The sequence below is a fragment of the Microbacterium sp. LBN7 genome (assembly GCF_045690345.1).
Lineage (GTDB): Bacteria > Actinomycetota > Actinomycetes > Actinomycetales > Microbacteriaceae > Microbacterium.
The window spans coordinates 1,502,022-1,520,005 of record NZ_CP147856.1 but is presented as its reverse complement, the minus strand read 5'-3'; the positions used below and the strand labels follow the sequence as shown (position 1 = coordinate 1,520,005).

The window sequence follows — 17,984 nt, the reverse complement described above, 5'->3', positions numbered from 1 at the left end:
CTCCCGTGCGACGCTACGTTCGAGAGGCACCACGTGTCGAAGAGTCCCCGACGTCCCCGCACTGCACGAACCCTCAGCTCCCTCCTGGTCACCGCGCTCGTCTTCGGCGGCGTCGCCGCGCAGGCGTCGCCGGCGCTGGCCGCCGATCTGGTTCCCGTGCCCAAGACCGACTATCGCCTGACCGGGGTGTCGAGCGCTGCGGATCCCTACCCCGCGCCGCCCGCGCTCGACGGCACGGCGCTCGCCGCCTTCGACGGTGACTTCGCGACGCAGTGGGTCTCCCGCTACGCGGAGCTGGCTCCCTTCCCGCACTGGGTCTCGATCGATCTGCAGCGGTCGCTCTCGGTGAAGGCGCTCGACTACTCGGGCAAGGTCGGCCAGCGGATCGATGCGAAGACCGTCGAGGTGTACGTCACCGACGACGCGCAGACGGCTGCGACCTCGCCCGCGGAGGGCGGCTGGGGCGACGCGGCCGCCACGGCCGCGCTGCACGCGCCGACGGCGAACGACGAGAAGCAGCGCATCACGCTCGACGCCGCGAAGGACGGCCGCTACGTCGCGCTGCTGATCATCGACGCGCAGGACATGGCGGGCAACGGCGCCGGTGCCGGCGAGATCGAGGTGCTCTCCGACGAGGAGCTCCCTCCCATCGTCGAAGAGCCCGAGGAGCCGGAGGTGCCCGTCGACATCGAGACGGTCGAGATCGCGAACGGCGGCACGACCGCCACGGTCGCGAAGGGCTTCCCGCAGATCACGGGCTACCTGGTCGGCGGAGCCGCGTTCGACGGCCAGCGCGCGTCGGCGAACACCTGGTCGGTCGACGGCACCTCCTACGCCGCCTCGACCACCTCGACGGCCACCGCGACCGGAGTCGACTACGTGTCGACGCTCACGGGCATCGACGTGACGGTGAGCAGCAGCATCCGTGTCACGGCGGAGGGCACCGTCGAGTTCGAGGTGACCGAGGTCGGCGGCGGGGCAGCGGTGAACACGCTGGGCCTGCCGGACAACGCCTTCCTCTCCACGAACGATTCCGGCTCCGTCCTCGACCGCACGGTCATCGATCCGAACAGCACGACGAACGCCGATGAGCACATCGTGGTGAACGACGCGACCGCCACCGGTCAGAAGGGAGCGGCCTTCGCCTTCCTCGGCGACGGCGCCCTCGTCGGCAGTGTGCTCACGAACGCGACGACGCAGGCGTCGGGCGGGACGCCGTCGTGGAACACCCGCCTTCTCACTCGCGTGACGACCGCCGGCGGACGCACCGCCGAAATCGGATCGAGCCCCTGGCTGATCCACCCGACGACCGCCGTCGATGCGCGGGTGACGACGTACGAGCTGCCGAAGGTGACCGTGTTCCTCACGTCCGACCGCAACGGCGACGCCGCCGTCGACTGGCAGGACGCCGGCATCCGCTATCGCGAGGTCGACACCGTGCGCCTCGGCGCCGACCGGGTCGCGGAGCGCGTGGTCAGTCGCATCCCGTTCAACTTCGCCTCGACCGCGACCAACTACTTCGACCTCACGCTCGACAACACCAAGCGCATCGCGAATCAGACCGACGGCCTCGGCCAGTGGGTGCTCAACAAGGGCTTCGGCAGCGAGGGGCACGACTCGGCGAACACCGACTACGGCGGAAACCCCAATGAGCGCGCCGGTGGTGTCGACGACCTCAACCGCCTGGTCGACGAGGGAGCGAAGCTCAACGCCGACATGAGCGTGCACGTCAACGCGACCGAGATCTACCCGCAGGCGAACTCGTTCGATCCGGCGATCCTCGACGGTGCCGCCCCGTACAAGCCCGGGTGGAACTGGCTCGATCAGTCCTACTACATCAACCAGCAGACCGACCTCGGCACCGGACGCGTGCTCGACCGCTTCCAGCAGCTGCGCGACGAGGTCCCTGGCCTCAGCGGCGTGTACATCGACGTCTACTACTCGAACGGGTGGGTCGCCGAAGAGCTGGCGGACGAGCTGCATGCGATGGACCTCGAGGTCGCGACCGAGTGGGGCGACAAGTTCGTCGACGACTCCGTCTGGGCGCATTGGCCGAACGATCTCGCCTACGGCGGCAAGGAGAACAAGGGCATCAATTCGACGATGGTCCGGTTCATCCAGAACGGTCAGGCGGACATCTGGAACGACGACGCGCTCCTCGGCCAGCAGCGGCTCATCGATGCCGAGGGGTGGAGCGGCAACCGCAACTGGGACGGCTTCATCGGCAACATCTGGACGCAGAGCCTCCCGACGAAGTTCATCCAGCAGTTCGATCTCCTCACCTACGAGGCGGGAACCTCGGCGACGTTGACGGATGACGTGGGCATCTCCATCGACGGCGGCGACAGGGTCATCACCATGGGCGACGCGACCGTCCTCCGCGGCGATTCCTACCTGCTGCCGTGGCAGACCCTCGAATCGAGCGCCGACGCCGGTTCGCCGGTCGATGCCGACAAGATGTACTTCTTCTCGGCATCCGGCGGCTCCCACACGTTCGGGGTGACCGACGCGTTCAGCGGCAACACCGCCTTCGACGTGTTCGAGCTGGGCGACCAGGGTCGTCAGAAGGTCTCGACCGTCAGCGCCGTGAACGGCGAGCTCACGCTCAGCGGCGACGAGAACACCGCCTACGTCGTGGTGCCGCAGGGCGGAGCCGTGCGCGCCCCCATCGACTACCACGACGCAGGACTCGACGACCCCGGCTTCAACGCCGGAACTCTCGACGGCTGGCACCCGCAGGGCGACGTCTCGATCGAGCGCACCGACCTCGGCGCGCAGAAGAACCAGTCGCGTGGCGACAACGTCGCCGTGCTGGGTGCGGCCGCGTCGTCGATCTCGCAGACGGTCACCGGGCTCGCTCCCGGACAGCGGTACTCCTTCTCGGCGCAGGTGCAGATCGACCAGACCGCGGCTCGCGACGTCGTCGTCGCGGTCGACACCCCTGCCGGCGCGATCACCCGCACCTGGAACCTGTCTCCGACGCTCAACCTCATGCTCCCGGATTCGAAGGCGGGACAGCATTACCAGCGCGGCACGGTCTCGTTCCTGGCCCCGGCATCCGGCGAGGTGACCGTCTCTATCGCCGCACCCGCGGGCGAGGCGAAGGTCCGCGTCGACAATGCGCGGGTCATGGTCGACACCACGACGGCGCCGACGCAAGGCACGGTGTACTCGAGCGACTTCGAGGGCAACCAGCCCGGCTGGGGTCCGTTCGTCTACTCGGGCGATCCGGGCGGCATCCGCACCAGCATCTCCCGCCGTCACGACCCGTACACGGGCAGCGACTGGCGCAACACCGCTCGTCCGTTCGCCCCGGGTGGTGCGCAGGCCGGTCTCGCGGTCGACTCGACCCTGCACGGCGATCACTCGCTGCTGTCGCACTCGGAGCTCAGCGGCGTCGTCTACCGCACCGACCCGACGCTCGTCTCGCTGCAGGCCGGACGCACCTACCGTGTCGGATTCGACTACCAGGTCGGAGCGAGCGGGGCCTATCGCTGGGTGACGGGGACGGATGCCCTCGCCGCCGGCGAGGCGACCTCGACGACCCTCGGACGAACCGATCTCGCCCAGGCGCTGGAGACGACGTCGTTCGTCCAGGACGTGAAGGTCGGATGCGGCGACTACACCTGGGTGGGACTCGAACGCGTCGGCGGCCCGGAGGTCGACTTCGTGCTCGACGACTTCACGGTGACGGACCTCGGACCGACGACGGGCGGCACGCCGTGCGCCACGGTCTCGGGCGGAGCCGCGGTCCTGAGCCCGGGCGGGCAGTCGACGTTCACCTCGACGTTCACGAACAGCGAGGACATCGCCGTCGAGAACATCGGAGTGGAGCTCGCTGTGCCGGAGGGGTATGCGGTCGAGGTTGCAGACGGCTCCTCGAACCTGTTCGAGACCGTCGATGCAGGCGACAGCGTGGAGACGACCTGGCTGATCACCGCCCCGGCGGAAGCGGCCGGCGCATCGGTCGGCATCGGCATCGAGGCGACCTACCTCGCCGACTGCGACGTGCGGTCGGTCGCGACCTCGGTGCAGGCGACGGTCGCGACGCGGGCGCGGATCCCGAACGAGCAGATCACGGCCTCGGCGAACTCCGAGGAGACGGTGAACGAAGACGGCAAGGCGGCGAACATGCTCGACGGCGAAGCCGGGACCTTCTGGGTCAGCCGCTGGGCCGCCGATGCCACGGCCTATCCGCACGTGCTGACGTTCGACCTCGGCGCTGCCGAACAGGTCGACGGCATCTCGTACCTGCGCCGGACGGCGAACACGAACGGCCCGATCAAGGGCTACGAGGTCGCCGTCTCGGCCGACGGGCAGACGTTCACCCCCGTGACCACAGGAGAGTGGAAGAACGTCGCCGAGTGGCAGGACGTGAGCTTCGAGGAGACGACGGCCCGGTACGTGCGAGTGACCGCGACGTCGTCGATCTCGGGGTCGCAGTTCTCCGCCGTCGCCGAGATCGCGATCTACGGGACGGCCGCACCGCAGAGCGGACATGCACCGAAGGAGCGTCCGGCCGACGACATCGACGAATGCACCCCCGTCACCGATCCGGAGCTGAGTCTCGATGCCACATCGGTCCGCGCCGGCGAGACGGTCGGGGCGGAGCTCACGGGCTTCGCGCCGAGCTCCGCGGTGTCCTTCTGGCTCGGCGAGGTGAAGATCGCCGATGCAGCGGTCGATGGCGAGGGGACGCTGACGAGTCGGCTGCTCATCCCGCTGGCGACCGAAGTCGGGAAGCACGAGGTGATCGTCAAGGACGCCTCGGGTGAACCGGTCGCCAGTGCGTCGCTGAAGGTGAAGAAGGCGAAGCCGGCGAAGGACGCGACGGTGACGGTGTCTGTCGAGACGGCTCGAGGCGGATCCAGCGTCGATGTGCAGTTGCGCAGCTTCGAGCCCGGCGATGCCGTGCAAGTCTGGCTGCACTCCGAGCCGGTGAAGCTGGGCGATGTGACGGTCGACGCGGACGGGAATGCTCTGGCGCGGGTCGTGATCCCCGCGGCGACTCCGGCCGGACAGCATTCGATCGTCGTGACGGATGCCGAAGGCGCGGAACTCGCCCGCACGGGTCTCGCAGTGACGGCCGCACCCGGGGCTGCCGGTGGCAGCCTCTCGGAGACCGGAGCGGATGGAGCGCTGTGGGCGGCAGTCGGCCTGTCGGCGCTGGCGCTGATACTCCTCGGCGGGGTGCTGTGGACGCGCCGACGTCGGGTCGGCTGAGCGTCTCGCGCGATCGCCAGGGAGGATTCCTGCCGCGGAATATACTGCCATATTCGAATGTATGTTCTAATGTGGGGATATGGCACAGCAGCGGACGGATCTTCACCTCGACCTCGATAAGCGGCGTCGTGTGCTGGAGGCGTGGGTGGAGAAGAAGCGGCAGATCGCGGTGCTGGAGTGCGAGGCGCTGGAGGTGATGGTCGAGCAGATCGGGTTCCATGAGACGGATGTCGCGGGGAACGGGTTCCATCGGGATGCGATCTACCGGTCGATGGTCGCGGAGTTCTCCGCTGCCGCTCGGATCCCGACCGGGTCTGTGGAGTTTGCGTTCACGGATGCCCTGGTGGTGTCGACGTCCCTGCCGGAGGTGCGGGCGGCGTTCGCCGCGGGCCGGGTGTGTGCGGGGCATGTGCGGGAGATCGTGCGGGAGAGTGCGATCGTGTCGGAGGCGGTCCGGAACAAGCGGGTGGATGCCGGCGTGATGGGGTTGTATGAGGCGGCGGTGCTGGTGTTCGCCGAGCAGGAGACCGCGGCGCGGACGAAGGCGCATGCGGCGCAGGTCGCGGCGGCGTTGGTCGGGGAGACGGTCACGGACCGGCACCAGCGGGCGGCCTCGGAGCGGTGCGTGAAGGTGCGCTCCGTCGGCGACGGGCTGGCGTTGTTGACGGCCGTGTTGCCGGAGTGGCTCGCTGTCGCGATCGCGGACCGGCTCCGCCAGATGACCCGGCAGGTGATCCGGAACTGTGCGCATGCCCGCGACGCCGACAGTGGCTCCGACTCCGGCCCTGCCTGCGACTCCGGCCCTGCCTGCGACTCCGGAAGAGTGATCTTCAGCGACGACACGTTCGCCACCGACCCCGACACAGACACAGACACAGACACAGACACATCCACAGACACAGTCATGAACGCGGAGGATGTCGCCGCGGACACGCGCACCTGGGATCAGGTGCAGGCGGACCTGCTCGCCGATCTGCTGCTCACCGCCGACCCCAGCGCCATCCACGGCGACGGGCTGGACAACATCCAGGGCCGCATCCAGGTGACGATCGCCGGGACCACCCTCGCCGGCGAGGATGAGCGGCCGGCGGACCTCGACGGGCACGGCCCCCTCCACCCCGACATCGCCCGCGACCTCGCCGGGAGGAACACCGGGTGGTCACGCCTGTTCCTCGACCCGGACGGCATGGTCCGGCAGACCGACACCTATACCCCGACGGAGGGGATGCGGCGGTTCCTGCGCGCTCGGGACCAGCACTGCCGATTCCCCGGCTGCCGCATGCCCGTGCACCGGTGCGACATCGACCACACCCACGACCACGCCCGAGGCGGCAAGACCAGGCTCGACAACCTCGCCCACCTCTGCCGCGCCCACCACACCCTCAAACATCCTGATGTCTCGGACGCGCACCGGTGGACAGCCCGACAAGAGCGCGACGGCACCATCACCTGGCACAGCCCCCTCGGCCGCACCTACACCGACCGCCCCACCCACCGCGTCATGTTCACCTGACACGAAGGACCTGACCGACAGTGTCGCGAGACGCGCTCCGACACGCGCTCCGAGACGCGAGACGCGACGCCGGCGCTCAGCCCTTGACGGCGCCGGCCGCGAGGCCTGAGCGCCAGTAGCGCTGCAGGCTGAAGAACAGGATGATGAGCGGGATCACACCCAGCAGGGCGCCGAGCATCACCGCTCCCTTGTCCGGCGAGAAGTAGGTCATCATGCCGTACAGGCCCTGCGTCACCGGCTTCAGGTCGGCGCTGGAGATCATCATCAGGGGCAGCAGGAAGTTGTTCCACGTGGCCACGAAGATGAAGAGAAAGATCGTCACCATCGCAGGCCCGAGCAGTCGCAGCACGATGGTGAAGAAGATCCGCGCTTCGCCGGCGCCGTCGATGCGGGCGGCCTCCAGGAGCTCGGTCGGCACCGATGACTGGGCGTAGACCATGCCCAGGAACACGCCGAACGGTGAGACCGCGGACGGGATGATGATCGCCCACGCCGTGTTCGTCAGTCCCAGAGCATGGAACTCGATGTACAGCGGCACGGTGAGCAGCGCCACCGGCAGCAGGAGGCCGGCCATGATCACGCCCACGGCGATCTTCTTGCCGGGGAAGGCGAACTTGGCGATGGCGTAACCCGCCATCACGGCGAACAGGGTGCCGATGATGCCCGCGCTCACCGAGTAGAAGAGCGAGTTCCCGACCCAGCGCCAGAAGAGCCCCTGCGTCCAGCCCATGAGGCTGTCGTAGTTCGTCTCCAGGTTCCACTCGGCGAACCAGAAGCCGAACGTCGACGTCAGATCCGTGTTGTTCTTCGTCGAGGCGACGATGAGCCAGTACACCGGAACGAGGAAGTACAGCGTCGCGATGACCAGCGTGATGATGCCGAACGCCCGAGCGACCGGTCCCGGCGCCATGGACGGGGGTGGGGCATCGGGGGCCTGCGCGCGGCGGCGGCGGCCCCGCTTCGCGGACGGGTCGAACGTGGTCAGGAGGGAAGTGGTGGTCATGAGTCCCCCTTCCGGCGCTGCAGCAGCGCGTAGACGATCGCGAGCACGCCCGCGATCAGGGCCATGAGGAGGGAGTACGCGGATGCGGGCCCGCTGCCCGACGGAGAGATCTCGCCCATCATCGTGTTGTAGGTCAGCATCATCGGGGTGAAGTCCTTGCCCATCCACGTGTTGGAGGCCTCCATGATCACCGGCTCGTTGAAGAGCTGGATCGTGCCGATGATCGAGAGCAGCACCGCGAGGAGCGCCGCGCCGCGCACCAGCGGCACTTTGATCCGCATCGCGACCTGGAACCCTGACGCCCCGTCGAGGCGTGCGGCCTCGTACAGATCACGAGGCACCGCCTGCAACGCCGACAGGAAGATGAGCATGTTGTAGCCGGTGTAGGTCCAGGTCGTCATGTTCGCCATCGAGAAGAGGATCGTCTGGGGCGACATGAAGTCGGTGCCTTCGGGCAGGTAGGGCAGCAGCGGCGAGACCTCCGGCGTGTACAGATACAGCCACATCATCGCGGCGATGATGCCGGGCACCGCGTACGGGAGGAAGAACGCGAGGCGGAAGAGCGCCGGGCGACGGAGGATGTACGAGTCGAGCAGGAGGGCGAGCGCGAGTGCGACGATGATCATCACCGGGATCTGCAGCCCCGCGTACAGGACCACGCGGCCCATGCCGGCCCAGAACGCGCCGTTGGTCGCCGCAGCCGCGAAGTTGTCCAGGCCGACGAAGGCATCGACCAGCTCGCCGCCGCCGTACAGTCCGCCACCCGAGGGGACCTGCGCGAAGAAGGACGAGCGCACCGACACGATGATCGGCACCAGGAAGACCACCGCGAACAGGACGGCGAAGGGGGCCATGAACAGCCAGCCCGTGAGGCCCTCCCGACGGGTTCCACGGCCGCGTCGGCGGTCGGGCTCAGGACGGGTCGGGGGAACGGATGCCGGTGACATGCGCCGATCCTCGGTCGCTATGACCATTGTGCTGCCTCTCGATTGGTGACGGCGGCGGGGTGCACGACCGTTCGTGTGCCCCGCCGCCGATCATCCGATGATGCTCTGCCGCGCGCCTACTCGGCGACCGGCAGACCGAGGTCCTTCAGCGACGCGACGGCCGTCTCCTGTGCTGTCGTGAAGATGTCGGCGACGGTGGCTGTGCCGGCCACGGCTGCCGCCGCGGTCTCGTTCATCTTCGACAGTGTCGAGAATCCGGGAGCGTAGGGGAAGTCGGGGTTCAGGTTCCCCGTGGCCGTGCCCAGCTCGGCGAGGACGTCCTGTCCGCCGAATTGGCGCAGCATCTTCTCGGGGGTCTTCACGCTGCCCTTGGCGGCGACGACGAGACCCTGCGAAGACAGGTCGTCCACCTGGGTGTTGAACCAGTCGTTGAACTCCATCGCCTCGGCGGGGTGCTCGCAGCCCTTCATCACTCCGATGCCGGAGCCTCCGTCGGGGCCGCTCTGAGCGCCGGCACCGAAGTCCGGCAGCTGTGCGACGCGCCACTGTCCCTCGGCGGGGGTGCCGTCGAGGGAGTCGAGCAGGAAGCCGGCCTCCCAGGCCGCACCGACGTGCCCGATCAGGCTGCCGTCGTTGAGCGCCGCCGTGAAGCCCTCGCCCCAGCGCTCGGTGGCGAGCGTCTGCTTGTCGTCGAGCAGGCCCTGCCAGAAGGCGGCGACGCGCTCAGCGCCCTTGCCCTCGGCATCCACCCGCCACTCGTCGCCCTCGGTGGAGAACCAGGTGTCGCCCGCGGCGGCGGCCTGCGCCGAGAGCCAGTACTGGGCCTCGTCGGGCGTGAAGGCGGTCGCGAACTTGCCGGCGGCGGCAGCGGTCGCCGACGTGGCTGCGAGGTCGTCGAGCGTCGCGGGTGCCTCGACGCCGAGAGCCGCGAACGCCGTCTCGTTGTAGAAGTACACGAGGGGCCCGGTGTCCGTCGGAAGGCCGACGACGGCGTCGCCGACCCTCATGCCGCTGAACGCCCCGGCCGAGAAGTCGTCCTCGTACTTCTTCGCCTCGGACGCGACGTCCTCCAGCATGCCCTTCACGTAGAGCTGGGGAACCTCGGCGTACCCGACCTGGGCGAGGCACGGGCCGTTCTTCGCCTTGATGTCGGTCTCGAGCTTGAGGACGAGATCCGCGGCTTTGCCGTCGAACTTGGTCGGCTCGACCTGGATGTCGGGGTGCTCGGCATTCCAGCGGTCGACGATCTCGGCGACGCTGGTCATCCCCTCGCCGTCGGGGAGACGGTGGATGTACTCGATCGTGATCGGCTCACCGCCACCGTCTCCGGCAGGGGCGTCGCCCGAGGAGCAGGCCGCGAGGCCGAAGGCGGACACGGCGCCGACCGCGATGATCGCGGCCGCCCGTGTGGCAGGGGATGTGGAAGCCATGCTGTTCTCCTCTTCGAGGTCAGGTTCTTACAGGATCGCCGGGATGCCGGGTCGCTTCACCGCGGTACTGATCATGGACATTAAACATCAGAATGTTTGCGTTCACAAGCCCGCGAACGTAACTGTTCATGCCGATTGCCGCGCGCATGAGGATAGCGCTGACATTGCTTGACGAGCGAGGAGAGCGGGGCATTCCGAGCGGATGACCCGACAGTGCCTCAGGCGGTCAGCACCTCGTCGCCGAGGCGCACGATGCCCTCCGCGGTCTCGTCGGCGGGGAGCAGGAGGCGCCCGAGCGTCGGCTCGCCCTGTGCGAGCGCTCCGGTGAGGGTGGTGAGCACCTTGGCATCGCGCACGCCCGTGTCGGGGTTCGCGTGCGTCGCCAGGCAGCGCACGATGGGACCGGCCGTCCGGAACGCGACGGTGCCGATGCGCACCTCGCCCTCCCAGTCGAGTTCCGACCACGGGGCGACGCCGTCGATGACGATGTTGGAACGGAAGCGGCGGTCATCGACGGGAAGGTCGAGCGCGTCGCTCAGGGCCAGGGTGCTGCCGCGGCTGTGCACCGACACGTACCCGCGCGCGCGATCCTGGAACCTCGACGTCTCCCCGTCGCCGACGAGGGCGAGGGGGAGGCGACCGGGACGCTGCAGCCGGCGACCTTCCCGCGTCGAGAGGGTGAAGTCGGTGACCGCCGCCACGAGTTCGGCCCGTCCGGCGTCGTCGATCCCCGCCTCGGCGAGCACGCGGCCGTCGTGTTCGATCCGCAGGCGCCGTGACGCGTCGTCGTAGCTCGTGCGCAGCGCGGCCAGTGCCGGGAAGTCCTGCAGGGCGAGCCCCTTCGACTTGGGCCAGTAGTCGAGCCCGCCGTCGTCCTCCGGGGTGACCGCATCGGCGAAGCGGAATGCGAGCACCCGGTCGCCCGCGACCCTGCCGTCCGCCTGCACCGTGAGCGATTCGAGGGATTCGGGGGTGAGCCCCTTGATCGGGTGACGGTAGAGAGCGACGACACGGGCCATGAAATGATTCTCGCAGGTCACGTCACACTGTCGCCGGGGGTCACCGGCTAGGAGGAAACATGCGTATCGCCCTGCACTCGGTCATCGTGGACGGAGCTGTCGACCAGTACCGATCGCATCACGCACGGATCCCCGACGACCTGCGCGACCTGTTCGCCGAAGCCGGCATCCATGACTGGATCATCTGGCGGTCGGGCAGGAACCTGTTCCACCTGGTCGAGTGCGACGACTTCGACCGGGCGATGCGCATCGTCGACGCCGCGCCGGCGAATGCCGCATGGCAGGCCGATATCGGTCGATTCGTCGACGGCTTCCACGGACCCGACGGCGAAGAGGGGTTCCTGCCGATCGAGCAGGTCTGGTCGCTGGAGGATCAGCGGTCGAGCGCGTCCTGACCCGATCCGCGGGCACGACGAAGCCCCCGTGGGTCGCACGGGGGCGGAACGACGGAGCAGGCGGTCAGGCCTTTTCCAGCTCGTCCTCGTCTTCGTCTGCGTACTCGTCGGCCCACTTGTCGACGTAGGCGTCTTCGTCTGTCGGATGACCCAGCTCGCGCTCGAGCGCGGAGTAGTTCACCGACGGACTGTACGCCTTGAGTTCGCGGGCGATCTTTGTGTGCTTCGCCTTCTGACGGCCACGGCCCATACGCCAGACCCCCTCACGATTTCAGCTGCGGGCGACAGGAGCCCGATGCATTTCACGACACCGGCTCGAAGCCGGTAAGAGTAGCATTCAGAATAGCACGCGGGTAAGACCCTCTGGCCGACGCCAGGCAGGTGAACGGAGCGATTCTCATGACTGACAGCACCTCCACCCCGTCCGACGAGGCCGCACAGAACGCAGCGCTGCAGAAAGCCGTCATCGTGGGCATGCAGCCCGATCAGGATCGGCATGTGATCGACGAGGCCGTCCGCTTCGCCCGTTTGCTCAGTGCGCCGCTCGTCGTCGCGCACGTGGACGTCACCCGCTTCGTCACCTACGAGGACCCCGACGGCTACGTGCACTCCGCCCCCATCGACATCAACTTCGACGCGGGGGTGGCCGAGTTCGAAGCCGTGCAGGCGGCGGCCGCGTCTCTCCTCGACGGGACCGGTCTCACCTGGACCGCGCGGCAGCTGGTCGGGGATCCCGCCCTGGCGATCAAGCAGCTCGCGAACAAGCTCGACGCGTCGCTGATCGTGGTCGGCACGCGCAAGCGCGGGATCGGCGAGTCGATCCGGGAGTTCTTCACCGGCTCGGTGGCGGCGCGGCTCACGCATCGTCAGCATCGGTCCGTGCTGGTCGTCCCGCTCGGGGAGTCCGTGCCGGATTCGCAGAAGGAGATCTGGCCGGAGAACGCGTAGGTTCCTTCCGCTCAGAGACCCCTTCGTCCGGTCAACCCTCATGCCGTCAGGCTATGGCGCCTCGGCGAACTGGACGCACGAGAGGCCCGGTGTCCTCGACGGACACCGGGCCTCTCGTGGCCGCCCCGTCAGCGGCCGGAGCCGAGCGCTCCGAGCGCGCGGGTCACCGCGTGCGCGGCGGCATCCAGCCCGTCCTCGAGCTCGCTGACGACGGATGCCGGGAGCACGCCGCCCTTCGCGACGTGGGTGCGCAGATCGGTCCGCACCCGTGCGCGGAAGGCGTTGACCACGGCATCCGCACGGTGCAGTTCTTCGCGACTGATGATGCGGGCGTCATCCGACGCGGCGCGCGGTCGGCTCTTCGCGGCCGAGCGCTCGTCGTGCTCTGCCGAGGCGAGGTCGGCCCGGAGGCTCTTCATGGCCTCTTTCACGCTCTGGCGCACCTCGTTCGCGATGAGTCGCACGGAGTCCGTGAGGCCCGCCTCGATGCCGGCGAGGTCGCCCTCGCGCGACGCGAGTTCGGCGCGGCCGGCATCGGTGATCGCGTAGATGGTGGTGCGGCCGTCGACGGTCTTGGAGACCAGGCCCTCCTCCTCGAGCTTCGCCAGTCGCGGGTAGATGGTGCCGGCGCTGGGAGTGTAGGTGCCCCCGGTGCGATCGGTGAGCGACTGGATGATGCCGTAGCCGTGCTGCGGCGCTTCGGCGAGAAGCGACAGCAGGTATAGGCGAAGGTCGCCGTGGGAGAAGACGGCGGGGCTCATGATTCCTCCCACTCCGCGTCGTTCGTGATCGATTCGGGAGCGCGGCGGAGCACCGTGACGCCGCCGGAGACGGAGTTCGCCCGGAGGTCGACGAAGCGTCCGGCGAGCTCGCCGGTGGTGCCGGTGTAGTTGCTGGGGCCGGAGGAGCTGCGCTCGACGCCGTCGATGAGCAGGCGTCCGCTGAGCGAGCGGATGACGTAGTTCGCGGCGAGCGACTCGTCGAGGCGCACGGTGGTCCCGCCCGAGACGGAGTTGACGTTGATGGTGTTCACGTCGCCCGCGGCATCCACCAGGGTCGAGCCGGAGACGATATCGACGGTGGCCTTGCGGACCGTGCCCGTCACGGCGACGTCTCCCGAGACGCTGTTGGCGGTGATCGAGCCGGTGAGTCCGCGCACCTGCACATCGCCCGAGACGGAGTTGACGTTGAGGTCGCCGATGAGGGTGTCGACGATGATGTCGCCGGAGACGGTGTTGAGCCGGGCGTCGTTGCGGATGCCGGATACCAGGGCGCCGGCGCTGACGACGCCGAGGTTCAGGGCGATCGACCGCGGAACGGCCACGCTCACCTCGGCGCGGGGGCCGCCGGAGCCGAAGTTGCGGAACACCTCGAGGAAGTTGTCCCAGCCGAGCTGCGGGTGGTCGATCTCGACCTCGCCGTCGTGGGATTCGATGCGGAGGTCCTTGGTGGTGACGCCGTGCACCTCGATGCGGATGCCGGGTTCGTCGTGCGCGACGATGTCGACCTGGCCGCCGACGAGACCGACCTTGAGCCGGCTGATGGATTCGATGTCGATGACGCGTTCCTCGCCGGGGGCGATGAGCCACTTCTCGGTCATGTCTGCTTCTCCTGGTTTCGGGGGATCGAGATATATCGTGTGGATTGAGAGTAACACGATATATCTCGATCATGTCAAGAGGGCCGGCTGACTTCACAGAAAAGGCGCCGCCCGCGTCAGGGCAGCGCCTTGTTCCGAATCCCGATGCCGGCTTGACCTTGACGTAACGTCAACTTCTAGAGTCGAGACATCGACAACGGAAGGAGGCTGCAGATGGAGCAGAAGGACTGGTCCATTCAGGAGATCGCGCGGCTCGCGGGAACCACCAGCCGCACGCTGCGTCACTACGACGACGTCGGGCTGCTCCCGCCGTCGCGCATCGCGACCAACGGCTATCGCCACTACGACGGACAGGCTCTCGTGCGTCTGCAGCGCATCCTGCTGCTGAGGGAACTCGGGCTCGGGCTACCGCAGATCGCCGAGATCCTCGCGAAGGAGAGTGAGGAGGCATCCGCCCTGCAGACCCATCTCGCGCTGCTGCGCGAGGAGCAGACCCGGCTGGCGCGACAGATCGCGTCGGTCGAATCCACCATCGACGCATTGAGAGGAGGTGAAGAACTCATGGCAGAGAACATGTTCGACGGCTTCGACCACACCCGGTACAAGGAGGAGGTCGAGGACCGTTGGGGCAAGAAGGCCTACGCCGACAGCGACCGCTGGTGGCGCGGGATGACGGATGCCGAGCGTGCCGACTGGCAGCAGCGCGTGTCCGATCTCGCACGCGACTGGATCGCCGCCGCCGAGAGCGGTGTCGATCCGGCATCCGCTGAGGCTCAGGCCGTCGCCCGTCGCCACGTCGAGTGGCTGACCGGTGTGCCCGGCACTCCTGCATCCGTCCCGGGCGGCGACGTCAAGGGCTACGTGATCGGGCTCGGCGAGATGTATGTCGCCGACCCGCGCTTCGGCGCGAACTACGCGACCGCATCCGGCGGCACGCAGGGCGCGGAGTTCGTCCGCGATGCGCTCCGCATCTACGCGGACGGCAACCTCTAGCGTCGCACCGCACCCGAGCGGCCCCTTTGCGTACGAGCCACCCCTTCGTGGTCGCACTCAAGGGGGCCGCTCGCGCGCAAGGGGTGGTTCGGCATCCGGCGGTGAGGCGTAGGGTCGGGGCATGAGGCAGCCACCCCGACGCAGCGCCGCTGCGCCGCTGTTCGTGGCTGCCGCCGCCGCGTACACCGCCAACGTCGCCCTCGGCACGGCCGTCGCGACGAGAGTCGTCGACACCACGAACTTCCGGTGGGTGCACCACGCGATCTACATCGCGACCTGCGCGACGACCGCGGCCGCTGTGGTCGTGGGCCTGTTCCGGTCGGCGCCGCGCGAAGCGAGCCGCCGTGCGGCCCTCCTGCTCCTCCCCGCCGCCGCGCCTCTCGCGGCCATCCCGTATCTCGGGACCCACGGTCGCCGGCATCCGCTCACCGCGCTCGCCGCCGCCCCTTTCCTCCTCGCGGGCCTCGTGTGCTCGCTCCGAGCCGACCGGAAGTGAACGCATGGAACTGCTCGACGCCATCCGCCGCCGCAAGACCACGAACGGGCCGCTTCTGCCGGATCCGGTCTCCGAGGAGCACCAGCGTCTGCTGCTCGAAGCGGCGGGACGCGCTCCCTCCCAGCTGAACAGTCAGCCCTGGCGGTTCGTCGTGATCGAGAGCCGCGACACCATCGAGGAGATCGCGCGCATCTCGGGCGAGAGCATGACCGAGGCGATGTCGAACGGCACCTTCTTCGAGCGGTACAAGCCGTACTTCCGCTTCAGCGAGGCCGAGATGGAGGAGAAGCGCAGCGGGATGCTGTTCGACAAGCTCCCTGCCGCGCTCCGGCCGTTCACGAGCCAGGTGTTCACCAAGCGCGGCCAGACGCTGATGAACACGTTCGGCGTGCCGAAGACCCTGGGCTCCGAGAACCGGAAGCTCGTCGCGGGATCCCCGCTGCTGCTCGGGGTCATGCTGGATCGCAGCGAGTACCGCCCCGGTCAGCTCTCGTCGTTCTACTCGGTGTTCAGCATGGGCGCGGCCATGGAGAACATCTGGCTCACCACGGTCGAGCTCGGCATGGGCATCCAGTTCATCTCCTTCCCGATGGAGGTGCCCGGTCGGTGGGAGGAGATCATCCGCCTGCTGAAGGTGCCGGACGATCTCGAGCTGATGGCCGTGTACCGGCTCGGCTACCTGCCGCCCGAGCAGCGCCGTCCGGCGATCGACTGGTCGAGCAGCCAGCGCAAGCTCGCGTCCCAGTACGTGTTCCGCGAGACCTGCGACTCTCCGCAGCAGGGCTGGGATGACGCGCCGACCGGAAGGCTCACGCACGAATCGTGAGCCCGGGCGTCAGGGGCGGCCGACCCGCGGCAGCTCCGGGAGGTCCTTGAGTGCCGGGCCTTCGATGCGCGTGCCGTCGGGAGCGAAGCGGGAGGCGTGCAGCGGGCAGTCCCAGGTGCACTCCGCGTCGTTCCATTCGAGCACCCCGCCGAGATGCGTGCACACGGCCGAGACCGCCCGTGTGACGCCGTCGACGGTCGAGATCCCGACCGGGAGCCCCGCTCTGTTGGCCCGCACGCCGCTGCCCTCCTCGGGGCGGGGGACTGGAATCTGTCGCGATTCGGCGCCCGCCCACCCGGAGGCGGCGGCCGCCGCGACCTTGGCGCCCTCGACCGCGCCCGTCGCGAGATCGGCAGGCACGGTCAGCCGTGTGGCCAGCGCGTTCATCCAGCGGGGCCGGTCGCGCCACCCGGTGCCGAGGATCTCGGCGGTGAGGCGCAGTGCCGCGGCCGGAGCATTCGAGAGCCCCCACTTCGCGTAGCCGGTGGCGAATCGGATCGCGCCGAGTCCGCGCGGCATCGCTCCGACGAACGGGATCTGGTTGTGCGAGGTGTAGTCCTGCGCCGACCAGCGGTGCGTCTCCTCCGCGCCCGGGAAGTGCTGCGCGGTCCACGACACCAGGTCCTCGATCGCCGCGGCCTCGCTGTCCGAGCGTCCGACCGGGTGGCCGTTCCCGCCGACGACGAGCTGCGCCGTGCCGGCGGGGCCGTCGGTCTCCGTCACCGGGCGGATCGAGCGGGTCGACGCGTCGACCGAGAGGAAGGTGCCGGTCGGCGCCTCGCCGGGCACGCGGAACGAGACGCAGTACGACCGCATCCCGCTGGTCTTGGTGAAGTACAGGCCGCGGTCGAGGAGGGGGCTTCCGGTGGCGAGCACGATGTGGTCGGCGAAGAGCGGTCCTTCCGCCGTCTCGACACGCGCCGAGGGGAGTGCGTGAACGCCGGTGGCGCGGATGCCGGTGTGCAGGGTCCCGCCCTCCTCGAGGAACTCCCCTGCGAGGGCGCGCGTGATCACCACGGGGTCGATCGTCACCTGGTCGTCGAGCGCGACGGCTCCGGCGACCGGGAACGGGGTCGCATCCAGGTCGCTCGGAGTCAGCATCCTCGTCGCCAGTCCCGCCTCGCGTGCGGCGGCATGCTGCGCCCGCACCGTCTCGAGTCCGTCGGGCGTCTGCGCGTAGGAGTGGTCCGTGCGCCACGTGTACGGGACTCCCGCGCTGTCGGCGAACGCGATCAGCCACGCCATGCCCTCGCGGTTCGCGTCGACGTAGGCGCGCACGAGCGCGGCGGGGTGGTGGCGGCGGATCTCGGCGAGCCGCTTGCCCTGCAGCAGCGAGAGCTTGCCGGTGTTCCCTCCGGTCGCGAGCTCGGCGATGTCGCCCGACTCGATCACGGCCACATCGAGGCCGGCGCGGGTCAGCATCACCGCGGTGCTCAGGCCGGTGAGCCCCGCTCCCACGATGACGACATCGTGCGAGGCGCCCGGCTCGAACGGCGAGCCGAGGGACGGGAGCGTGCCGGTCTTCCAGAGCGGATTCATGCGCTCAGTCAACGCCCTCGGCAGCTCAGGACCCACTGCCTTGACATCGGGG

Annotated in this window: 15 protein-coding genes; 7 read left to right on the top strand and 8 right to left on the bottom strand. The window is 68.8% G+C overall.

The window, feature by feature from the left end:
- The first annotated feature begins 33 nt into the window (after nucleotides 1–33).
- Together LBN7_RS07190 and LBN7_RS07185 are read left to right on the top strand one after the other, a co-directional pair.
- Entirely contained in the window at nucleotides 34–5,223 is a 5,190-nt protein-coding gene (locus LBN7_RS07190) for an endo-alpha-N-acetylgalactosaminidase family protein (protein WP_407361377.1), read from the top strand.
- 79 nt (nucleotides 5,224–5,302) lie between these two features.
- On the top strand, nucleotides 5,303–6,736 hold the full coding sequence (locus tag LBN7_RS07185) for a DUF222 domain-containing protein (RefSeq protein ID WP_407361376.1): 1,434 nt from the start codon (nucleotides 5,303–5,305) through the stop codon (nucleotides 6,734–6,736).
- 76 nt (nucleotides 6,737–6,812) lie between these two features.
- Here the strand turns inward: LBN7_RS07185 and LBN7_RS07180 are convergent, their stop codons facing one another.
- The 4 genes from LBN7_RS07180 to LBN7_RS07165 all read right to left on the bottom strand — a co-directional run bounded on the left by LBN7_RS07180 (nucleotide 6,813) and on the right by LBN7_RS07165 (nucleotide 11,135).
- Nucleotides 6,813–7,739, bottom strand: coding sequence for a carbohydrate ABC transporter permease (locus tag LBN7_RS07180; RefSeq protein ID WP_116634072.1), 927 nt, complete (start codon nucleotides 7,737–7,739; stop codon nucleotides 6,813–6,815).
- The gene (locus tag LBN7_RS07175; RefSeq protein WP_341946533.1) at nucleotides 7,736–8,686 is read right to left on the bottom strand and encodes a sugar ABC transporter permease; all 951 of its coding nucleotides are present in this window, start codon (nucleotides 8,684–8,686) and stop codon (nucleotides 7,736–7,738) included. Before LBN7_RS07175 ends, LBN7_RS07180 begins: the two co-directional genes overlap by 4 nt.
- A gap of 116 nt (nucleotides 8,687–8,802) precedes the next feature.
- Entirely contained in the window at nucleotides 8,803–10,116 is a 1,314-nt protein-coding gene (locus LBN7_RS07170; protein WP_116634074.1) for an ABC transporter substrate-binding protein, read from the bottom strand.
- Nucleotides 10,117–10,334: 218 nt separating this feature from the next.
- Nucleotides 10,335–11,135 carry an MOSC domain-containing protein gene (locus tag LBN7_RS07165; RefSeq protein ID WP_341946532.1) on the bottom strand — a complete coding sequence of 267 codons (801 nt, stop codon included), beginning with the start codon at nucleotides 11,133–11,135 and terminating at the stop codon, nucleotides 10,335–10,337.
- A gap of 59 nt (nucleotides 11,136–11,194) precedes the next feature.
- Between LBN7_RS07165 and LBN7_RS07160 the strand changes: the two genes are divergently transcribed.
- Nucleotides 11,195–11,530 carry an L-rhamnose mutarotase gene (locus LBN7_RS07160; RefSeq protein WP_116634076.1) on the top strand — a complete coding sequence of 112 codons (336 nt, stop codon included), beginning with the start codon at nucleotides 11,195–11,197 and terminating at the stop codon, nucleotides 11,528–11,530.
- A gap of 64 nt (nucleotides 11,531–11,594) precedes the next feature.
- On the opposite strand, the gene LBN7_RS07155 is transcribed toward LBN7_RS07160, so the two are convergent.
- On the bottom strand, nucleotides 11,595–11,780 hold the full coding sequence (locus LBN7_RS07155; protein ID WP_116634077.1) for a DUF3073 domain-containing protein: 186 nt from the start codon (nucleotides 11,778–11,780) through the stop codon (nucleotides 11,595–11,597).
- A gap of 149 nt (nucleotides 11,781–11,929) precedes the next feature.
- Here LBN7_RS07155 and LBN7_RS07150 point away from each other — a divergent pair, with 149 nt between their 5' ends.
- A complete protein-coding gene (locus LBN7_RS07150) occupies nucleotides 11,930–12,478 on the top strand; it encodes a universal stress protein (RefSeq protein WP_341946531.1) in 549 nt (182 codons plus the stop codon).
- A 128-nt stretch (nucleotides 12,479–12,606) separates the two neighbouring features.
- On the opposite strand, the gene LBN7_RS07145 is transcribed toward LBN7_RS07150, so the two are convergent.
- Complete coding sequence (locus LBN7_RS07145) at nucleotides 12,607–13,239, bottom strand: PadR family transcriptional regulator (protein WP_341946530.1); 633 nt, start codon at nucleotides 13,237–13,239, stop codon at nucleotides 12,607–12,609.
- On the bottom strand, nucleotides 13,236–14,078 hold the full coding sequence (locus tag LBN7_RS07140; protein ID WP_341946529.1) for a DUF4097 family beta strand repeat-containing protein: 843 nt from the start codon (nucleotides 14,076–14,078) through the stop codon (nucleotides 13,236–13,238). The genes LBN7_RS07145 and LBN7_RS07140 overlap by 4 nt, the downstream gene beginning before the upstream one ends.
- 213 nt (nucleotides 14,079–14,291) lie before the next feature.
- On the opposite strand from LBN7_RS07140, the gene LBN7_RS07135 reads away from it, so the two are divergent.
- The 3 genes from LBN7_RS07135 (at nucleotide 14,292) to LBN7_RS07125 (ending at nucleotide 16,393) form a co-directional block, all read left to right on the top strand.
- Entirely contained in the window at nucleotides 14,292–15,071 is a 780-nt protein-coding gene (locus LBN7_RS07135; RefSeq protein WP_116634081.1) for a MerR family transcriptional regulator, read from the top strand.
- 121 nt (nucleotides 15,072–15,192) lie between these two features.
- A complete protein-coding gene (locus tag LBN7_RS07130) occupies nucleotides 15,193–15,567 on the top strand; it encodes a hypothetical protein (protein ID WP_341946528.1) in 375 nt (124 codons plus the stop codon).
- Between the two features lie 4 nt (nucleotides 15,568–15,571).
- Nucleotides 15,572–16,393, top strand: a complete 822-nt coding sequence (locus LBN7_RS07125; protein ID WP_407361375.1) for a nitroreductase family protein — start codon at nucleotides 15,572–15,574, stop codon at nucleotides 16,391–16,393.
- A 9-nt stretch (nucleotides 16,394–16,402) separates the two neighbouring features.
- Here the strand turns inward: LBN7_RS07125 and LBN7_RS07120 are convergent, their stop codons facing one another.
- Nucleotides 16,403–17,932, bottom strand: coding sequence for an FAD-dependent oxidoreductase (locus LBN7_RS07120; RefSeq protein ID WP_407361374.1), 1,530 nt, complete (start codon nucleotides 17,930–17,932; stop codon nucleotides 16,403–16,405).
- Between the last annotated feature and the right edge of the window lie 52 nt (nucleotides 17,933–17,984).

Bases quoted from the DNA above. Each gene is read 5' to 3' on its own strand.
- LBN7_RS07185 (WP_407361376.1), top strand. From the start codon at position 5,303: ATGGCACAGCAGCGGACGGATCTTCACCTCGACCTCGATAAGCGGCGT.
- LBN7_RS07180 (WP_116634072.1), bottom strand. From the start codon at position 7,739: ATGACCACCACTTCCCTCCTGACCACGTTCGACCCGTCCGCGAAGCGG.
- LBN7_RS07175 (WP_341946533.1), bottom strand. From the start codon at position 8,686: ATGTCACCGGCATCCGTTCCCCCGACCCGTCCTGAGCCCGACCGCCGA.
- LBN7_RS07170 (WP_116634074.1), bottom strand. From the start codon at position 10,116: ATGGCTTCCACATCCCCTGCCACACGGGCGGCCGCGATCATCGCGGTC.
- LBN7_RS07165 (WP_341946532.1), bottom strand. From the start codon at position 11,135: ATGGCCCGTGTCGTCGCTCTCTACCGTCACCCGATCAAGGGGCTCACC.
- LBN7_RS07160 (WP_116634076.1), top strand. From the start codon at position 11,195: ATGCGTATCGCCCTGCACTCGGTCATCGTGGACGGAGCTGTCGACCAG.
- LBN7_RS07155 (WP_116634077.1), bottom strand. From the start codon at position 11,780: ATGGGCCGTGGCCGTCAGAAGGCGAAGCACACAAAGATCGCCCGCGAA.
- LBN7_RS07150 (WP_341946531.1), top strand. From the start codon at position 11,930: ATGACTGACAGCACCTCCACCCCGTCCGACGAGGCCGCACAGAACGCA.
- LBN7_RS07145 (WP_341946530.1), bottom strand. From the start codon at position 13,239: ATGAGCCCCGCCGTCTTCTCCCACGGCGACCTTCGCCTATACCTGCTG.
- LBN7_RS07140 (WP_341946529.1), bottom strand. From the start codon at position 14,078: ATGACCGAGAAGTGGCTCATCGCCCCCGGCGAGGAACGCGTCATCGAC.
- LBN7_RS07135 (WP_116634081.1), top strand. From the start codon at position 14,292: ATGGAGCAGAAGGACTGGTCCATTCAGGAGATCGCGCGGCTCGCGGGA.
- LBN7_RS07130 (WP_341946528.1), top strand. From the start codon at position 15,193: ATGAGGCAGCCACCCCGACGCAGCGCCGCTGCGCCGCTGTTCGTGGCT.
- LBN7_RS07125 (WP_407361375.1), top strand. From the start codon at position 15,572: ATGGAACTGCTCGACGCCATCCGCCGCCGCAAGACCACGAACGGGCCG.
- LBN7_RS07120 (WP_407361374.1), bottom strand. From the start codon at position 17,932: ATGAATCCGCTCTGGAAGACCGGCACGCTCCCGTCCCTCGGCTCGCCG.